The 18,054-nt window shown below is 72.5% G+C and carries 15 protein-coding genes; 12 read left to right on the top strand and 3 right to left on the bottom strand.

The window, feature by feature from the left end:
* Positions 1 to 194: 194 nt before the first annotated feature.
* Positions 195 to 854 carry a hypothetical protein gene (locus ACLQ2X_RS13290; protein WP_425681301.1) on the top strand — a complete coding sequence of 220 codons (660 nt, stop codon included), beginning with the start codon at positions 195 to 197 and terminating at the stop codon, positions 852 to 854.
* Positions 855 to 908: 54 nt separating this feature from the next.
* Here the strand turns inward: ACLQ2X_RS13290 and gabT are convergent, their stop codons facing one another.
* Both gabT and ACLQ2X_RS13280 read right to left on the bottom strand, forming a co-directional pair.
* Positions 909 to 2,180, bottom strand: coding sequence for a 4-aminobutyrate--2-oxoglutarate transaminase (gabT, locus tag ACLQ2X_RS13285; RefSeq protein WP_425681300.1), 1,272 nt, complete (start codon positions 2,178 to 2,180; stop codon positions 909 to 911).
* 3 nt (positions 2,181 to 2,183) lie between these two features.
* Positions 2,184 to 3,620: a gamma-aminobutyraldehyde dehydrogenase gene (locus ACLQ2X_RS13280; RefSeq protein ID WP_425681299.1), complete on the bottom strand. Its 1,437-nt coding sequence runs from the start codon at positions 3,618 to 3,620 to the stop codon at positions 2,184 to 2,186.
* A gap of 142 nt (positions 3,621 to 3,762) precedes the next feature.
* Here ACLQ2X_RS13280 and ACLQ2X_RS13275 point away from each other — a divergent pair, with 142 nt between their 5' ends.
* Positions 3,763 to 5,202 (top strand): aldehyde dehydrogenase family protein, encoded by a 1,440-nt coding sequence (locus ACLQ2X_RS13275; protein ID WP_425681298.1) that lies wholly within the window; start codon positions 3,763 to 3,765, stop codon positions 5,200 to 5,202.
* A 28-nt stretch (positions 5,203 to 5,230) separates the two neighbouring features.
* Here the strand turns inward: ACLQ2X_RS13275 and ACLQ2X_RS13270 are convergent, their stop codons facing one another.
* Positions 5,231 to 6,466, bottom strand: coding sequence for an SUKH-3 domain-containing protein (locus ACLQ2X_RS13270; RefSeq protein WP_425681297.1), 1,236 nt, complete (start codon positions 6,464 to 6,466; stop codon positions 5,231 to 5,233).
* Positions 6,467 to 6,544: 78 nt separating this feature from the next.
* On the opposite strand from ACLQ2X_RS13270, the gene ACLQ2X_RS13265 reads away from it, so the two are divergent.
* The 10 genes from ACLQ2X_RS13265 to manA all read left to right on the top strand — a co-directional run bounded on the left by ACLQ2X_RS13265 (position 6,545) and on the right by manA (position 17,894).
* Complete coding sequence (locus ACLQ2X_RS13265) at positions 6,545 to 6,958, top strand: YbaB/EbfC family nucleoid-associated protein (RefSeq protein ID WP_425681296.1); 414 nt, start codon at positions 6,545 to 6,547, stop codon at positions 6,956 to 6,958.
* 3 nt (positions 6,959 to 6,961) lie between these two features.
* Positions 6,962 to 7,318: a hypothetical protein gene (locus ACLQ2X_RS13260; protein WP_425681295.1), complete on the top strand. Its 357-nt coding sequence runs from the start codon at positions 6,962 to 6,964 to the stop codon at positions 7,316 to 7,318.
* A gap of 18 nt (positions 7,319 to 7,336) precedes the next feature.
* Positions 7,337 to 11,593, top strand: coding sequence for a toxin glutamine deamidase domain-containing protein (locus ACLQ2X_RS13255; protein ID WP_425681294.1), 4,257 nt, complete (start codon positions 7,337 to 7,339; stop codon positions 11,591 to 11,593).
* Positions 11,590 to 12,036, top strand: coding sequence for a hypothetical protein (locus tag ACLQ2X_RS13250; protein WP_425681293.1), 447 nt, complete (start codon positions 11,590 to 11,592; stop codon positions 12,034 to 12,036). Before ACLQ2X_RS13255 ends, ACLQ2X_RS13250 begins: the two co-directional genes overlap by 4 nt.
* Before the next feature lie 139 nt (positions 12,037 to 12,175).
* Positions 12,176 to 12,958, top strand: coding sequence for a deoxyribonuclease V (nfi, locus tag ACLQ2X_RS13245; RefSeq protein WP_425681292.1), 783 nt, complete (start codon positions 12,176 to 12,178; stop codon positions 12,956 to 12,958).
* 65 nt (positions 12,959 to 13,023) lie between these two features.
* Entirely contained in the window at positions 13,024 to 14,070 is a 1,047-nt protein-coding gene (locus tag ACLQ2X_RS13240; protein WP_425681397.1) for a hypothetical protein, read from the top strand.
* A 200-nt stretch (positions 14,071 to 14,270) separates the two neighbouring features.
* Positions 14,271 to 14,477, top strand: coding sequence for a Trm112 family protein (locus tag ACLQ2X_RS13235; RefSeq protein WP_425681291.1), 207 nt, complete (start codon positions 14,271 to 14,273; stop codon positions 14,475 to 14,477).
* A complete protein-coding gene (locus ACLQ2X_RS13230) occupies positions 14,474 to 15,670 on the top strand; it encodes an SIS domain-containing protein (protein WP_425681290.1) in 1,197 nt (398 codons plus the stop codon). The genes ACLQ2X_RS13235 and ACLQ2X_RS13230 overlap by 4 nt, the downstream gene beginning before the upstream one ends.
* 28 nt (positions 15,671 to 15,698) lie before the next feature.
* Positions 15,699 to 16,733 carry a cation diffusion facilitator family transporter gene (locus ACLQ2X_RS13225; RefSeq protein WP_425681289.1) on the top strand — a complete coding sequence of 345 codons (1,035 nt, stop codon included), beginning with the start codon at positions 15,699 to 15,701 and terminating at the stop codon, positions 16,731 to 16,733.
* A 3-nt stretch (positions 16,734 to 16,736) separates the two neighbouring features.
* Complete coding sequence (manA, locus tag ACLQ2X_RS13220) at positions 16,737 to 17,894, top strand: mannose-6-phosphate isomerase, class I (RefSeq protein ID WP_425681288.1); 1,158 nt, start codon at positions 16,737 to 16,739, stop codon at positions 17,892 to 17,894.
* Positions 17,895 to 18,054 lie beyond the last annotated feature (160 nt).

Below are 18,054 nucleotides of genomic sequence, written 5' to 3'. Positions count from 1 at the left end.
CGCCCATGTTAGGTGCAAGGAAGGGCCCCTGCTTAACGCCTGCGGTAGAGGAAGGGCCCCCGCTTAACACCGCACCGCACCGCGCCGCACCGTCACGTGCGGAGCGCGCTGTGTGCACATGCGGAGGGTGCGATGAACGGTTGCCGGCCCGCGTCCGTACCAGGCGTCGAACGACATCGACGACAGGAGTGAACGTGAAGGTGCAGCGCAGGCACGTGCTGGCGGCGACCGTGGCGGTGGCCGCCTCGGTGGCGTTGTCGGTGGGGACCGGGCTGGGATTCGCGGGCACCGCGCCGGGCACGCGGTCGGTGTGCGCCGGGTCGGTGACGTTCTCCGCCGAGGACGGCCCGCCGGCCGCCACAAGCGACCGGTTCCCGGTGGGTACCCGGCTGCGGGTGACGAACCTGGACAACAGCCGGGCGGCGACCGTCACCGTGACCGGCCCGTCCGGAAGTTGCGTGCTGCTCAACGCCGCCGCCATGGACCTGGTCCGCGAGCCGGGCCGGAACGTCATCCGCCGCAACGTGGTGGAACGCCTCGACGGCCCGACCGCCCCGCCGCCCGACGCGCAGCCGGGGGAGAACCGGCCGGGCGCCGCCCAGCCGATCGGCGGCAGCGTCTGCGGCGGGGCGCTCACCTTCTTCGCCGAGGGCGGCGCGCCGGCCGCCACCAGCGGTCAGTTCCCGGCGGGCACCCGGCTGCGGGTGACGAACCTGGACAACGGCAAGGCGGTCACCGTGACGGTGACCGGACCGTCGGGCAGTTGCGTGCTGCTCAACACGGCGGCGATGGACGCGATCCGGGAACCGGGCAAGAACCTGGTCCGCCGCAACACGGTGCAACTGGCCCGCTGATCCCCGGCGGGGAACACCACGGCGAATGTCGCGCCCGTGGTGTTCCCCGACCGGTCACCCGAACGCGGCGTCGAGGATGTCCAGACCCCGGCCCAACTCGTCGTCGGAGATGACCAGCGGGGGCAGGAAACGCAGCACGTTGCCGTACGTGCCGCAGGTCAGCGTGAGCAGCCCGGCCGCGTGGCAGGCCGCCGAGATCGCCGCCGTGGCGACCGGGTCGGGGGTGGTCCCGCCCGGCGCGACGATCTCCATCGCGAGCATCGCCCCCCGGCCGCGTACCTCGGCCACCCGGGCGTCCCGGGCGGCGATCGCGCGCAGCCGCCCGCCCATCACCGTGCCGATCCGCCGGGCGGCGGCAGCCAGGTCCCGCTCGCGCATGGTCTCGATCGCGGCGAGCGCGGCCGCGCAGGCGATCGGGTTGCCGCCGTACGTGCCGCCGAGACCGCCGACGTGTACCGCGTCCATCAGCTCCGCCCGCCCGGTCACCGCGGCCAGCGGCAGCCCACCGGCGATGCCCTTGGCCAGTGTCACCAGATCCGGCTCCACACCCTCGTGCTCGCAGGCGAACCAGTCGCCGGTGCGGCAGAACCCGGTCTGGATCTCGTCGGCGACGAACACCACCCCGGCCGCCGTCGCCCACTCGCGCAGCGCCGGCAGGAACCCCTCGGCGGGTACGACGAAGCCGCCCTCGCCCTGGATCGGCTCGATCAGCAGCGCGGCCACGTTCTCCGCGCCCACCTGCTTCTCGACCATCTCGATCGACCGGGCCGCCGCCGTCGCGCCGTCGAGTCCGCCGTCGCGCAGCGGATAGGACATCGGCACCCGGTAGACCTCACCCGCGAACGGCCCGAACCGGTGCTTGTACGGCATGTTCTTCGCGGTCAACGCCATGGTCAGGTTGGTCCGGCCGTGGTACGCGTGGTCGAACACCACCACCGCCTGTCGTCCGGTCGCGTGCCGGGCGATCTTCACCGCGTTCTCCACCGCCTCGGCGCCGGAGTTGAACAGCGCCGAGCGTTTCTCGAAGCCACCCGGGGTGAGCGCGTTGAGCTGCTCGCAGACCGCCACGTACGACTCGTACGGCGCGACCATGAAGCAGGTGTGGGTGAACCGTTCGACCTGTGCGCGTACCGCCTCGACCACCTTCGGCGCGGAGTTGCCCACGTTGGCGACCGCGATGCCGGCGGCGAAGTCGATCCACTCCCGGCCGTCCACGTCGGTGACGGTCCCGCCGCCGGCCCGGTCGACGTAGGCGGAGATCGTGCTGCCCACCCCCCGGGCCACGGCCCCCACCCGGCGCTTGTGCAACTCCTCGCTGGTGGCCACCGGTCAGCCCTCGATGTTGTGCATGACGTGCTTGATCCGGGTGTAGTCCTCCAGGCTGTAGACCGACAGGTCCTTGCCGTGGCCGGAGTGCTTGAAGCCGCCGTGCGGCATCTCCGAGACGAACGGGATGTGCGTGTTCACCCAGACGCAGCCGAAGTCGAGCCGGCGGGTCATCCGCATGGCCCGGCCGTGGTCGCGGGTCCACACCGAGGCGGACAGGCCGTAGTCCACGCCGTTGGCCCAGCGCACCGCCTCGTCCTCGTCGGAGAACCGCTGCACGGTGATGACCGGGCCGAACACCTCGTCCTGGATGATCTCGTCGGTCTGCCGGAGGCCGGAGACCACGGTCGGGGCGTAGAAGAAGCCGCGCTCGCCGACCCGCGACCCGCCGGTGGTGACGTCCGCGTGATCCGGCAGGCGGTCCACGAAGCCGCTCACCCGGGCGAGCTGGTTGGCGTTGTTCAGCGGGCCGTACAGCACGTCGGCGTCGTCCGGCGCGCCGGTGCGGGTGTTGCGGGCCTGCTCGGTCAGCGCGGCCACGAAGTCCTCGTGGATGCCCGGCCCGGTGAGCACCCGGGTCGCCGCCGTGCAGTCCTGCCCGGCGTTGAAGTAGCCGCCCATCGCGATCGCCTCGGCCGCCGCCGCCAGATCCGCGTCGTCGAAGATCACCACGGGGGCCTTGCCGCCCAGCTCCAGGTGGGTCCGCTTCAGGTCGGGCGCCGCCGCTGCGGCGACCTCCATGCCGGCCCGGGTCGACCCGGTGATCGACACCAGCTGGGGGGTCGGGTGGGAGACCAGTGAACGGCCGGTGTCCCGGTCGCCGCAGATCACGTTGAGCACCCCCGGCGGCAGGTGCTCGGCGGCGATCTCGGCCAGCAACAGCGTCGACACCGGCGTGGTGTCCGACGGCTTCAGCACCACCGCGTTGCCGGCCGCGAGCGCCGGAGCGATCTTCCAGACCGCCATCATCAGCGGGTAGTTCCACGGGGTCACCTGGGCGCAGACGCCGATCGGCTCCCGTCGCACGTACGAGGTGTGCCCCGCCAGGTACTCCCCGGCCGAGCGTCCCTCCAGCAGCCGGGCGGCACCGGCGAAGAACCGCAGCTCGTCCACGGCCGGCGGCAGTTCCTCGTCCGTGGTGAGCTGGCGGGGCTTGCCGGTGTTGCGGACCTCGGCGTCGACCAGCTCCGCCGCCCGCGCCTCCACCGCGTCGGCGAACCTGAGCAGCGCCTTCTGCCGCTCGCCGGGGGTGGCGTCGCGCCACGTCTCGAACGCGGCGGAGGCGGCCTTCATCGCCGCGTCGACGTCCGCCGCGCCGGAGACCGGGGCCTGGGCGAAGACCTCGCCGGTGCACGGGTCGATCAGGTCGGCGTAGCCGCCGTCCACCGGATCGACGTACTCGCCGTTGACGAAGTTGCGCAGCTTCTGCTGGTCGCTCATCAGGAATCTCCGAGAGGGTGGCCGGGGCGACGGTGGGCGGAGGTTATCGCGCCCTGATTGCCATCTTGGCTACTAAATTCGAGGTAGACAAGGGTTTGAGCAACTGTTTCCGTGTGAGCGTCGGTGGTTTAGGCTGCCGGACGTGGAGCTCAGAGCCTTCTATGTCGCCGGCCACCCCGCCCACGGCGACGGCCAGTTGACCGTCCACCACCCGTACGACGGGCGGCCGGTGGGGCGTACCACGCTCGCCACCGCCGACCAGGTCGACGCCGCCATCGCCGCCGCGGCCCGGGTGGCGGCGGAGGCCGCGGCCCTGCCCGCACACGCCCGCGCGGCGGCCCTCGACCACGTCTGCCGGCGGATCGCCGACCGGGCCGACGAGATCGCGGCCCTCATCACCGCCGAGAACGGCAAGCCGATCATGTGGGCGAAGGCCGAGGTGGGACGGGCCGTCTCGGTGTTCCGCTGGGCCGCCGAGGAGGCCCGGCGCTTCTCCGGCGACCTGCAACGCCTCGACACCGACCCGGCCGCCACCGGCCGCATCGCCCTGATCCGCCGGGTACCGCGCGGACCCGTGCTCGGCATCACCCCGTTCAACTTCCCGCTCAACCTCGTCGCCCACAAGGTCGCACCGGCGCTCGCCGTCGGCGCCCCGATCGTCGTCAAACCGGCCCCGGCCACGCCGCTCACCGCGCTGCTGCTCGGCGAGATCCTGGCCGAGACCGACCTGCCCCACGGCATGTTCTCCGTCCTGCCGCTGCCCAACGAGCGGGCCGCCGAACTGGTCGCCGACCCGCGGCTGCCGGTCGTGTCGTTCACCGGCTCCGGGCCGGTCGGCGCGGCCGTCCGCCGGGCCGCCCCCGACAAGCACGTCACGCTGGAACTCGGCGGCAACGCCGCGGCGGTGATCTGCGCCGACTGGTCCGCGGACGAGGACCTGACCTTCGCCGCGCGACGCATCGCCGCCTTCGCCACCTACCAGGCCGGGCAGTCGTGCATCGCTGTGCAGCGGGTCTACGTGCACGAACGGCTCTACGACAGCTTCCTGCCCCGGCTCGTCGCCGCCGTCGAGGCACTACGCACCGGCGATCCCCGCGCCGACACCACAGAGGTGGGCCCGCTGGTGTCCGTCGAGGCCGCGCAACGCGTGGAGGCGTGGGTGGACGAGGCCGTCGTCGCCGGGGCCACCATCGCCGCCGGCGGCCGGCGCGACGGCGCCACCTATCCGCCCACCGTGCTCACCGGCGTGCCTGCCGACGCGAAGGTGTCCGCCGAGGAGGTGTTCGGACCGGTGCTGGTGGTCGCCCCGGCCGCCGACGACCAGGCCGCGTTCGCCGCGGTCAACGACTCCGCGTACGGCCTCCAGGCCGGGGTCTTCACCCACCGGCTCGACGTGGCATTCACCGCCGCCCGGACGTTGGAGGTCGGCGGCGTGATCGTCGGGGACGTGCCGTCCTACCGGGCCGACCAGATGCCGTACGGCGGCACGAAAGGCTCCGGCGTCGGGCGGGAAGGGGTACGCAGCGCCATGGACGACTACACCGAACAGCGGGTCACCGTGCTGACCCGGGTAGCCCTCTAGGCTGGTCGCACCGGCCGCGCCCGACGGGTCACCAGGTGCCGTCCTCACGTACCCGGGCGGGAGCGCGACCGAGCAGCAGGGTGGTGAGGGCGGCGTCGATGTCGGCACCGAGGAACCACTCGCCGGCCTGGTCGAGGGCGAAGACCCGGCCGTGCTCGTCCACGGCGAGGATGCTCTCCTGACGTTCGCTGCCCAGTGGGAAGAGCCGGGCGCCCAGGACGGCGGCGAAGTCGGCGAGGGAGTCGGCGGTGTGTGCGGCTCGCAGGGGATTGGTCGTGAAGCGGCTGATCCACACCTGCTCTCCGGGCCCACGGCGTCTGCTCAGGAGGGCCGGGAAGGCGGTGAGTGCGCGCGCGGCTGCCGGAAAGACCTCGTGACGGTGGTGCTGACCCGCGATTTCCTTGGTCTCGTTGATGGCACCCTTCGCGAGCGCCTGGTTGAACATGCTGATCTGCCAGCCGCCGTCGACCAAGGCGTGCGACACCTCGTCCGGGAACCTGCCGGCTTGGATGACGTCGTGCGGCTCGGGGTGCCACTCCTCCACGAATGCGAGGTCGGACCACGGCAGCACCGCGAACCGCACCAGGAACTTGAGACACGAGTCGCACGGGAGGTCGGCCCGCCCACCCAGGGGGTCGCCGGGCTCGCGAGCGCGGTAGACCTCGATCCCGCCGGTGCCGAGCAGTTCCCGGGCCTCACGGATGGTCACCGGGGAACGCCCCTCGGCGGCGCGGCGGTGGTCGTGCTCGTACAGCGCGTCCGAGACGACGATCATCTCGGCGTGCCGTTCGCCGCCGCGGACCAAGTGCCCGGCGGGCAGATCGTCCAGATAGGACTGGACGAGCGGGTGGTGCCGCACCTCCACGTCGCCCTTTGCGCCCTGTGCGACGTGCAGCCGGCCGTCGAGTGTCAGGTGCGCCGCCGCGCCGGGGGTGGGCAGCCGGGTCAGCTCGCGGAGCAGGTGGGCGGCCGGGTCGACGGCGCGGGGCGCCCGAGGTGCGACCGGACGCTGCTGGCGGTACAACGCCTCGACCGCCGGCGCCGGAATGCGCGGCCAGGTGGAGACCTCGCCGGTCTCCTTGTCGATCACGGTGGTCGGCAGGTCACCGGGCAGCGCCCGCGCGTCGGTGGACACAGTGGAGAGCACCACGTAGCCCAGGTCGAACTCCTCGACCACCGGGGTGCAGGGGAGGCCGAGGCGGTCGGAGTCCCGCCGGGCCCATACGGAGGCGATCTGGTCGGCCTGCTGTCGCTCGATCACCACTTGAAATTACCGGACCCCACGGATTTCGTGGCACCCGGTATGGTCGGCCCTACCCACGGTGACGGAAGGGGAACTGAGGTGGCCGAGAGTGCGGACCGGGATGCGAACCGTGCACTACGCGCGCGATTCGACGAGGTGTACGGCCAATATCAGCGCCTGCGGTCCGGTCTGGACGAACTCCAGACCAAACTGGCCGAGTTGCGGGTGACCGAACGTTCCGCCGACGGTCACGTGACCGCTGTGGTCGGCGCGCGCGGCGAGCTGGTCAGCGTCGAGGTGAGCCCGGCCGTGTTCGCAGACCGGGATGCCAGGGCACTGAGCCGGAAGATCACCGAGACCGTGGCCCGTGCCTCCGCAGCGGCGGCCACGGCCACCCGCGAACTGGTTTCGGTCTACCTGCCGCCGGGCTCGCCGTCGGTCGAGTTCCTGCACACCAACGACTTCGGCGCGCTGCTCGGCCGGGCCGATTCCGTGCTGGCGCGCGGCGAGTGACCGGTGACCGGGGGAGAGATCTGGCTGGACCCGGAGCGGGCCCGGCGCGGCGGCGCGGATCTGTCGCTGTCCGGTAAGGCTGTGCGTGCGGCCCGGCAGGCGACCGGTGATCCGATCGCCGCCGCGGGTGCTCAGCGCCCGTGGGGCCGGGACGACATCGGTGGCGCCTTCGACAAGCACTACCAGGGTTACGCCGAGACGCTGCTGCGGGTGTGGGAGCTGCTCGGCCGGTCGCTGGAAGGGCTCGGCTCGGACGTCGTGCGGTCGGTGACCGCCACCGTGGAGACGGACCTGAGCAACGCCCGTGACCTGGGCAAGATCCCGCAGCAACGGCACAACCCGCATCGGCCCTGGCGCTGACCACCGGAGGACCCGCGCGTGAGCATCCTGCCCAGCCCGATCCCACACCCGCTCGACTTCTGCCCGTGGGACCTGCCCGGCTGGATCTACGAAGCGCTCGACTGGGTGGTCGGCGTCGAGTGGCCGGACGGAAACGAGCGCGCCGTCTGGGATCTGGCCGACCAGTGGTACGGCGTGGCCGGCGCACTGGTCGGCCCGCGCGGGGACGCCGTCACCGCCGCCGGCGAGGTGAAGCGCGGGTACGGCGGCGTCGGCCTGGTGGCCAACGCGTTCGACACCGCGTGGCACAAGCTCGCCGAGGGCGAGGACGCGCCGCTGCACGTGCTCGTGGCCGCGACCGACGAACTGGGCCGGCTCGTCGACTCCTGCGGCTGCGACATCGAGGGCGCGAAGCTTGAGGTCTGGATCGAGCTGGGGATCCTGGTCGTGGAGTTGGCCTCCCTCGCGGTGGCCGCGGTGCTCACGATGGGCGCCGCCTCCCCGGCTGCCGGCGCGGCGATCGCCGCCACCCGTGTCGTCGTGCAGCAGATCTTCAAACGGCTGGTGGCGCAGTTGGCGCGCAAGGCGGTCAAGCAGGGCCTGAAAGAGGCCGGCGAACGGGCCGCGAAAGAGGTCGCCAAGTCCGGCGTGCGCAAGCTTGGCCGGCAGGCGGCGGTCGGCGGCTTGCTGGAGGCCGGCCAGGAGGCGAGCACCAACCTCACCATCCAGGCCTACCAGAACTCCACCGGCCGTCGGGACGGCATCGACCTGACCGACGTGAGCACGTCAGGGCTGGGCGGCTTCGCCGGTGGCGCGGTAGCGCCGCTGGCCGGTCTGGGCCGGCACGCCAACGGGCGGTTCGCGCAGATCGGTGAGCGGTTCGGGCGCGAGATGGGCGGGGAGACGCTTGCGGAGACCGCCGCGGGGCTGGCCACCGGGCAAGGGCCGTCGCTGGAGGATCTGTCCCGCGCTGCCGCCTCCGGCGCGTCCGGGTCCGCCACCAACCAGGCTGACGCGGCGCTGCGCCACCGGCTCGACGGCCAGTTGGGCGGCCTGTCTGTTCCACCGGTCGCGCTTGACGTGCCATCCGTGCCCGTTGCCGTCGGGCCGTCAGTCCCCGCTCCCGTCGGGCTCATCCCGCCTGGGACGCCGGCCGACTCGGCCACCCCCGTCGTCCCGGTCGGTGACGCGACGGCAGGCCCACGTGTCCCGAGCCCGGTCGCGGCGCCCGCGCCCGTCGTGCCCCCGGAAACCGGGCACAATCCCGGACCGGTCGACCTGACAGGCCCGACACCGGAGATGAGCGCGCCGCAGTCGACCGACTCGGTTGTCCCGCAGCCAGAGCACCGAACCGGTACGGCGAATCCGACCTTGTCGTCGGTCGCGACGGACGTCGCCGTCGCCCCGCCGTCGCCTGGTACGCCCACTGCGCAAGCCAGCTCCGGCTCGGTGGCGCTCTCGGATCCCGTCACCGCCTCCCCGACCACTCCCGTTCAGGCGACAGCGGCCGCGGCGGCGGGGCCCGCGCCGATTGTCGATCCGTCCCGGTCGGGTGCGCCGGCGCCCGCTGACCGGCCCACTCCGGCGAGCAGCGTGGGGCAGTACGGGCAGCCGATGGCCACACCGGTCAGCCCACAGGCAGGGCCCCACCCGGGAACGCCCACTGCCGGACCAGAGTCTCGGCCGGTGCCGAATCCACGCTTTCCGCTGTTGGAGTCACTTGCGCCGCCCCGCCCGCCGAACGATTCCCGGGGCCCACTGCCCGGCCCGTCCGATGCCAGCTCTCGACAGCGGGAGATGCTGGAAGAGCGAGCGGCCCGTCTGGCGGCCGACCGGGAAGGGCTGGACCGGCGACGGTACCAGGGCTATCTGCGTTCTCAGCGGAGCTTGCACGAGGAGAACAGACGACAAGCGCAGGTCAAGGAACTGCGTGATCTCGCCGATCGGCATATTGAGGCGGCGCGTTGGCTCCTGACGGAGTCGCACGACCTACGTCAGGCCGGGCGTCACGACCTCGCCGAAAATCACTTCCGGGAGGGGAGACGTCGGGAACGGCTGCACTACCGGGTGTTCGACGAAATGGAGGCGGTCCGCGCCGGGGAACGCCTACCACAACTGGTGTTGGTCGAGGACGACCTCGACTTCTACCGGATCAACGACGACGTGGCCGACCTGGCCGTCGGCGCGGTGGAGACGCCGGACCATTCGGCGCTCACCGGGAACGGTCATCCGCCGCCAATCGACCGGTCCCGGCCCTATGGCCGCCGTTGGGGCCTTCGACCACCGCTCGCGCTGCACCAGAGTGACCTGGAACGGCAGATGCCTCGCAACCCGGATGGCAGCGTCGTGCGGACCGCCGATCCCCGGCGCGGCGGCTGGTTCCGCCTGACGAACGACGGCGGACCGGCGGCGGACGCGACCCGAGGCATCAACTGCCTGGACTGCACGCTGTCGCTGTTCGAGACCTGGATGCATGGCCGACCGCGGGTCGCGGCACCGCGGACGTTCGACGGCTACCTCGCCGGCGACGTGCTCCGGCCGGTGGGCGGCGAGGAGGACGGTCCGTTGCGGGTCGAGGAGACCACAGGTGGCCGGTTCCAGAACCTGTGCCTGCCCGACCGTCCGGGGATGACGGACGTGGAGCGGCAGTGGCTGGTCGACCGCGGTTACCGCGACCTGTACGCGCAGTTGGCGTCCGGTGGCCACGGCAGCTACGCCTTCCTCATCACCAGCTACGAGGGCGGCGGTTCACACGCCTGGGTGGCGTTGAACCAGAACGGCACGGTCCTGTTCGTGGACCCGCAGAGCGGCGCCGTGGCCGACCGGCCGCTCTACCACCACCGCGGGGTTCCGCTGCCCAGCAACGTGGTCGGCATCGACGCACTGGTACTCGGCCCGGACGGCCGCCCGATGCCGCTCGCGGGCCGTCCCCCCGGTACCTTCAGCGCCCTGCCCGAGCCGCCGCCGCCCCGACTGCCGGACCCGTCGCCGCTCGACGACCCGCCGGACTTCAACCACGTACACCTGCTCGGCGAGTCCACCACCATCCACCGCCCGCCGGACAACGCGGCCCCGGGCAACGCCCCGCCGGCAGAACCGGACCCGAAGGCGGTACGCCGGGCGCACCGCGCAGCGCACGCCGACCGGATCGGCGCCGGCCTCTACGTCCGAGACGTCCTGGCAACGAGCGGAACCCTGGACGCGGTCTTCGCCGCCGGAGTGACGCCGGCCGAGATGGCGCAACATGCCGAAGGGTCGACGCTGCGGCGACTTGTGCCGGGCCTGGACGACGCCGCCGCCGCGGACCTGAGCCGGCTGTTCGCCGAGCCGCATGTGCAGCGGATGCTCGACCAGACCTGGGAGGCACCGCCCCGCAACGAGGAACTGCTGTCCGAGACGCTGGTGCGGCAGTTCGTCGAGCGGCCCGACCTGGTCCGGATGATCCTGACGACGCCGGAACTCGCCAACTCCCTGACAGCTCGCCCGCTCACCCTGCACCACCTGGCCAGCCACCAGCAGGCCATCGACGTGCTGGGTGACGTGCTGGCGGAGATAGCCGCACGGGGAGCTGATGTCGTCGCAGCGACGGACCCGCCGGACAATAGAGCGACACCGCTGACGGACGCCCAACTGGCGATAAGTGGGCTCTTCGTCGGCGAGGATTCTGAGGCGGCGCAGCCCGGTTTCGATCACACACGCGCTGGCGATCCGATCTACCGGAAGCAGTACGTCGACCAGCTCTACCAAGAAGCTGCTGTAGCGCAGCTGCAAATCGATTCGCTAGGCAGGGACCTAGCGGCACTGTCCGGTGATGGTGCTGAATATCATCCGCGCCTAAAACCCAAGGATCGCGGGCGGGTCGAGGACAAGATCAAGCGCTATGGAGGCGACGCGTCTAAGCTCAAGGATCTGGCCGGCGGCTACGTCTCCTATCAGGACTTGGGCGACCTCTACAGCGCGCTGGCGATACTGAGAGATGATCCGCGATTGCGTCTGGTGAGGTTCGAAGACCGATTTCGGGATCCGCAAAACAGCGGCTATCGAGATGTGCAGATTTATCTTCGAACCTCCAATGGTCACCTAGGGGAGTTTCGACTGCAGTTGTCCCCCCTCGACAAGGTGGCGGCCTGGGAACATGCCCTTTTCGAAGTGCAGCGCGACCTTCAGGCGGCTGCTACGCAGGAGGGGCGTACCGGGACGGTTGCCGAGGTGGCCATTCGGCAAGGAATACTTCGACGTCAGCGCGAGTTCTTTTGGGCCGCTCTTCAGACGGCCCTGCCCAGCGAGAGGGAATGATGGCGAAAGTTGACGGCGTCCAGTTGCCAGGCTACTTCGAGCACTACGACACGCCGGTGAAGCTGGTGGCTACGCCGGATGGTGGTCATGCCGCCTGGCAGTTGAACCGCTCGACCGGTGGCTGGTTGCCGGCGGACGACATCCTCGCCGAGGTGACCGGGGCGGTAGGTGGGGAGACCTACATGCGCTCGGCCGACCGTTTTGTCCAGCATGTCGAAGCGTTGCGGGGGCGTTACCTCAGCGGCGAAGGGCCGGTCTTCGCGCTGTACGAAACCATTCGCGCGATCGACGAGCAGGCCGCAGCCGAGGACCGCGACTACACGCCGCAAGAGGCGGCGCTCATCAAGGGGATTCGCCGGCGCACCTTCGTGATGTTCGAGGAGCAACTTCAGCGGGCCGGCGACCCGGGGGCCGACCCCACCATTGCCGCCGCCGGTTCGTGAAGCTGCGGCGACCGGTGCATGCGGTCGGGGAGCGGAGACGGCAGCACGGGCCTGCGGCGCGAGCCGGTCGGTGGGCCGGTGGGCTGGGGAGCCGCGCCGTCGCTGGCCGCCTCCGGTCGAGCGACGGTCTGAAGTGGCGGTGACCGTGCCGTACCGGCCGCCGGCCGACGTGGCGGAGGCCATACGTGTACAGGAGGAGTTGCGGTCCCGGGTGGACCTGGTCGGGCCGGGACCGGTCGCGCCCGCGACGGTGGCCGGGCTCGACGTCGCGTACGCGGAGGGCGGTGACCGGCTCGCGGCGGCCGTCACTGTCCTGGACGCGGCCGATCTCACCGTGGTGGACGAGGCGGTGTGCGTGGGCCGGCCTTCCTTTCCCTACGTGCCGGGACTGTTCGCCTTCCGGGAGATGCCGGCGCTGCTGGCGGCGCTGGGCCGGCTGACGGTCCGTCCCGACCTGTTGGTCTGCGACGGGCACGGGTTCGCGCATCCACGCCGGTTCGGGTTGGCCTGCCATCTGGGTCTGGTGACCGGTCTGCCGACGATCGGGGCGGGGAAGACGCCACTGATCGGCTCCTGGGCCGGACCGGGACCCCGGCGGGGCGACCAGGCCACGTGGATCGACGGCGGCGAGGTGATCGGGCGGGTGCTGCGGACCAGGGACGGCATCCGCCCGGTCTTCGTCAGCGTGGGACACCGGATGGGGTTGGACAACGCGGTGCAGCGGGTACTGGCTCTGACGCCCCGGTATCGGCTGCCGGAAACCACCCGGACGGCGGACCGGCTCTGCCGCCGGGCGCTGGCCGCCGTCGACGCGGACGGTGGTGACCGGCCGGCCGTGACAGGGTCGAGCGTGACCGCGTGTCGCGGCACACGTGTGCCCCGCGCGACCGGCGGGCCCCCCGACCGGCCGGTAGTAACCTGACCGGCGGATCCTGGCCGGGACGGAAGCCGGCGGGTCGCGTCCGGGACGGAAACGGTGAGGTGGAGATGTCGGTGAGCGGGCACGCGGCGCGGTGGGCGATGGCCGGCGCGCTGCTGAGCGCCCTGGTCGCCGTTCCGGCCTCCCCGGCGCTTGCCGCGGACGACCGGGTGGGGTTGCGCGCGGCGCGCAGCTTCGACGCCGACGGGTCGCCGGGCACGGTGACGCTGTCGGTGCGCAAACGCACCGACGGTTGCGTGGCGCTGCGTACCGTGCTCGGGCTTCGGTTGGCCGACGTGCGGGCGGATCAGGTCCGGGTCGAGGTGGCGACGGGTGGCCGGTGGACGCCGGTTGCGGTCACCGGCGGCGGTGGTGCGGTCGCGACCGTGCCGATGGAGCCGGTCGACCGGCCCCTGTGCGAGGGCCGCGCCGCGAGCGTGCGTTACCGGGTGTCCTTCCTCACCGGCACCGCCGGGGGGCGGCTGGAACTGGTCGGCGAGGCGAGCGCCGCGAACGGTCGGGTGCTCGGCCGGGCCGCCGGGTCCGCCCGCGTCGAGGGCGCCCCGCGTACGCCGAGCCCGAGCCCGTCCCGCAAGCCCACGCCCACGCCCAGTGCGGCCGTCACCACGCCGGCCGAGACGGCGAGTACGTCGCCGGTGGCCGCCGCGGTCGTCCCGGTGGCCGGTGCGGCGGCCGACGACTCGTCTTTCGGAGGTTCCCTGATCATGTGGTTCGGTATCGCGCTGGTGCTCGCCGGCGCCGCACTCATCGTCCTGCTGGTGCGCCGTAGCCGCGCCGACCGCACCGACCGCGCCGGCGGCACCCCGGGTGCCGACCTCCCGCCGGTGCCGCTGCCGCGCAGCACCACCGTCTACCGCGCCGGGACGTCCGGGCCCACCCCGACCGTGTACGGCGGCGGCGTCACCCCGCCCCGCCCGGCCGGAAACGTGTACGGGGCGCCCGCGAGTGGCCCGGCCGTACCCGCCCCGAGTGGCCCGGCCGGCAGCGGCCCGGCCGCACCCGCCCCGAGTGACCCGCCGCCGTCCGGCAGTGGCCCGAAGCCGCCGGCGCCGGGTGGGGACGCCACCAGTCTGTTGCCCCGCTTGCCGGACTGAGCCGGAACCTGACGGGGTCCCGGGGTTACCGTGACGGTGCGTGGTGAAGCCGCGATCGCGGCCGCTCCCACCTGCCCGGTCGCGGGTGGATCACCGGGCATCGAACGGGGCCCGGTGCCGGGGCCGGTTCGCCGATAAGATCCCCTGCGCCGGTCGGCACCGCCGATCGGTGAGACCGCATACGTGGAAGGAGCCGCGCCGTGGCCCTGGACCCGCAGTTGCTCGAGATCCTCGCCTGCCCGGACACGCACCACGCCCCGCTCGACTATGACCCGCAGGCGCAGACCCTGACCTGCACCGAGTGCGGTCGCATCTTCGACATCCGGGACGACGTCCCGGTGCTGCTGCTCGACGAGGCGCGCGGTGGGCACGCGGCCGGCGACGCGCGGGGCGGGTCGCCGAAGTGATGGACGGTACGGCCGGGGTGAGCGGCCACCGCCACGCGGACGAGTCCCTGCTCGACGACCCGCAGGCACTGGCGGAGCGGGACCCCGGCGGGATGCTCCGGTTCACCGCCTCCGCGGGCGCGCAGGTGCGCGAGTCGGCGGCGCTGGCCGCCGAGGCGAACCTGTCCGTGCTCGCCGACGACGGCCGGCCCCGCGCGGTGGTCATCGCCGGCATCGGCACCGCCGGGCGTACCGGTGACGTGCTTGCCACGGTCGCCGGGCCGCGCTGCCCGGTGCCGGTCATCGCGCACCGCAGCGCCGGCGTGCCCGGCTGGGTGGGCGCTGCGGACGTGGTCATCGCGGTGAGCGCGTCGGGTCGCAGCCCGGAGGCGTTGGGCGCGGCCGAGGCGGCGCACCGGCGCGGGGCTCGCCTGGTGGCGGTCGGCGCCCCGGACTCCCAACTCCAGTCGGTGGCCGAGCGGGCCCGGGCGCCGTTCATCCCGGTGCCCCGGCGCGCCCCGGCCCGGGCCAGCCTCTGGGCGCTCACCGTGCCGGTGCTGCTGGCCGCCCGTACCCTCGGACTCGTGAAGGTCAATGAGGCGGACCTGGCCGAGACCGCGGCCCGGCTGGACGCCGACGCCGATCGATGCCGGCCGACCGCCGAGTCGTTCGTCAACCCGGCGAAGTCGCTGGCGTTGGGCCTGTCCGGTTCGGTTCCGATCGTGTGGGGCTCGTCCCCGCTGGCGACGGTGGCCGCCCGCCGGTTCGGCGACACGCTGTCGGCGAACGCGCGTTACCCGGTGGTGGCCGGCGCGCTGGGTGAGGCGGGTCGGGGCCGGGTCGGCCTGCTCGACGGGGTGTTCGGCGGGCTCACGGAGGGCGATCGGGACATCTTCGCCGACCGGGCCGACGAGGAGTCCGACGGCACCCGGCTGCGGCTCGTGCTGCTGCGGGACGGCGGCCTCAACGCCGAGGACGACACCGACGAGCCGCTTGCGGTGGAGGAACGCCGCGCGGACGCGGTGCAGACCCTCGCCGAGCGTCGCGGGGTGCGCTGCGACGTGGTGACCGCCGAGGGTGGCTCCGCCTTGGAGCGGCTGGCCTCGCTGGTGGCGGTCCCCGACTTCACCTCGGTCTATCTTGCCCTGGCACACGGACTGGACCCGATGGCGGTACCGGCCATCACGGAAATGAAGGAGCTGGCAAACCAGTGAGCACGTGGGGCATCGAGCGAGGCGGCGAGTGAGCGCCACCGGGGGTACGAAGGCGATCGTCGCCGCCCTGGCGGCCAACCTGGGCATCGCCGTCACGAAGTTCGTCGCGTTCGCGTTGACCGGTTCGTCGTCGATGCTTGCCGAGTCGATCCACTCGGTGGCGGACTCCGGCAACCAGGGTCTGCTGCTGATCGGCGGGCGGCGGGCCAAGCGGCAGGCCACGCCGCAACACCCGTTCGGATACGGCCGGGAACGCTACATCTACGCCTTCATCGTGTCGATCGTGCTGTTCAGCATCGGTGGCCTGTTCGCGCTCTACGAGGCGTACCACAAGGCTTCCGACCCGCACGGGATCGACAGCTGGCAGTGGGTCCCGGTGGTCGTGCTGCTCGCGGCGATCGTGATGGAGGGTTTCTCCTTCCGCACCGCGATCAAGGAGTCCAACCTGGTTCGCGGCGACCAGTCCTGGGCCCGGTTCATCCGCCGGGCCAAGGCGCCGGAGCTGCCGGTGGTGCTGCTGGAGGACCTCGGCGCGCTCGTGGGTCTGGTCTTCGCGCTGTTCGGCGTCAGCATGACGCTGATCACCGGCAACGGCATGTGGGACGCGGCGGGCACCGCGATGATCGGCGTACTGCTTGTGATAATCGCGATCGTGCTGGCCATCGAGACCAAGAGCCTGCTGCTCGGTGAGGGCGCCGACGAGGGTGAGCTGGAGAAGATCGAGAAGGCCGTGACCGACGGCCCGGAGGTCGAGCGGATCATCCACATGAAGACGCTCTACCTCGGCCCGGAGGAGCTGATGGTGGCCGCGAAGATCGGGGTGCCGGCGTGGGAGACCGCCCAGGACCTGGCCCGGGACATCAACGCGGTCGAGGCGCGGATCCGGAGTGAGGTGCCGACCGCCCGGGTGATCTACCTGGAACCGGACATCTACCGCCCGGAGATGGAACGCGCGGGCGCTGGGCAGACGGCCGACCCCGCCGTACCGGCGGCCGGCACCGGGGCGCACCCGACGGCCGAGGGGCACACGGCCGCCGAGGTGGCCGGTCGGTCGGGAAGCTGACCGATGGAGTTGCTGCGCGGCCGGATCCGTGACTACGCCTGGGGCTCGCGCACCGCGATCGCCGAGTTGCAGGGGCGGCCGGTGCCGAGCAGCGGGCCGGAGGCGGAGCTGTGGCTGGGTGCCCACCCGGGCGCCCCGGCCACGGTCGAGCGGGACGGCCGGCCGGTGAGCCTCAACGATTTGCTGGTGGCCGAGCCGGGGCGCTGGCTGGGTGAGCGGTTGGTCGGCCGGTTCGGCACCCGACTGCCCTTCCTGTTGAAGGTGCTGGCCGCGGAGGCGCCGCTGAGCCTGCAGGCCCATCCGGACGCCGAGCAGGCCCGGGCGGGGCACGCCGCCGACGCGGGGCGGGTGAACTACGTCGACCCCTACCACAAGCCGGAGCTGCTTGTGGCGTTGTCGGAGTTCGACGCCCTGTGCGGCTTCCGCGACCCGGCCGAGTCGGCGGCGGCGATCGGCGCGTTCGGCGTACCCGCGTTGGCTCCGGTGGTGGCGGCGTTGCGTGCCGGGCCGGCGGGGCTGCGGGAGGCCGTGCGCCTGCTGCTGAGCTGGCCGCAGGCGGAGCGTCCGGGGCTGGTGGCGGCCATGGCCGCGGCGGAGGCCGGACCGGTGCCGGCGGACGCCGCGTTGGTGCGCATGCTGGCGGGTCTGTACCCGGCGGACCCGGGCGTGGTGGTGGCGTTGCTGCTGCACCGGGTGCGGTTGGCCCCCGGCGAGGGGATCTGGATGCCGGCCGGGAACCTGCACGCCTACCTGCGCGGCACCGGTGTGGAGATCATGGCGGCGAGTGACAACGTGCTGCGTGGCGGGTTCACCCCGAAGCGGGTCGACGTGGACGAGCTGCTGCGGGTGCTCCGGTTCGAGGTGCTGGCCGATCCGGTGCTGCGCCCGGAGGCGGTGGCGCCCGGGGTGGTGACCTGGCCGGTGCCGGTGGAGGATTTCGCGCTGCACCGGGTCGAGGTGGCAACCGGGTCGCCGCAGGCGCGGTTGGCGGTGCCGGGGCCGCGGGTGGTGCTGTGCCGGGTCGGGAAGGTCACCGTGGACGACGGGGTGGGCGCGATCACGTTGGGGGCGGGTCAGGCCGCGGTCGGTACGGCCGCGGGTGGCCCGTTGGTGATCGGCGGGGACGGTGAGGCGTTCGTGGCGACCTGTGGCGTGCGCTGACGGCCAGCGACGGCACAAGTCCGACTTTCCCGAATTGGCTTGACGAATCGGTGGCTCGGTGTGAGCCTATGAGTACGCAGCGTTGTCGCGACGAAGGTCCGGTGACGCGCGGGGGAACCAAACCGGGGGGATGCGCGGGGCGGCCGGGCCGTGGACGAAA

The organism is Micromonospora sp. DT31, assembly GCF_049841795.1.
Taxonomy (GTDB): Bacteria; Actinomycetota; Actinomycetes; order Mycobacteriales; family Micromonosporaceae; genus Micromonospora.
The sequence above is the reverse complement of the archived record's forward strand: the minus strand, read 5'-3'. Positions and strand labels throughout refer to the sequence as shown.

What these genes read in the sequence shown, in the direction of transcription:
- manA (WP_425681288.1), top strand. Translation starts at nt 16,737, where the DNA reads ATGGAGTTGCTGCGCGGCCGGATCCGTGACTACGCCTGGGGCTCGCGC.
- ACLQ2X_RS13240 (WP_425681397.1), top strand. Translation starts at nt 13,024, where the DNA reads ATGTCGGTGAGCGGGCACGCGGCGCGGTGGGCGATGGCCGGCGCGCTG.
- ACLQ2X_RS13280 (WP_425681299.1), bottom strand. Translation starts at nt 3,620, where the DNA reads ATGAGCGACCAGCAGAAGCTGCGCAACTTCGTCAACGGCGAGTACGTC.
- ACLQ2X_RS13250 (WP_425681293.1), top strand. Translation starts at nt 11,590, where the DNA reads ATGATGGCGAAAGTTGACGGCGTCCAGTTGCCAGGCTACTTCGAGCAC.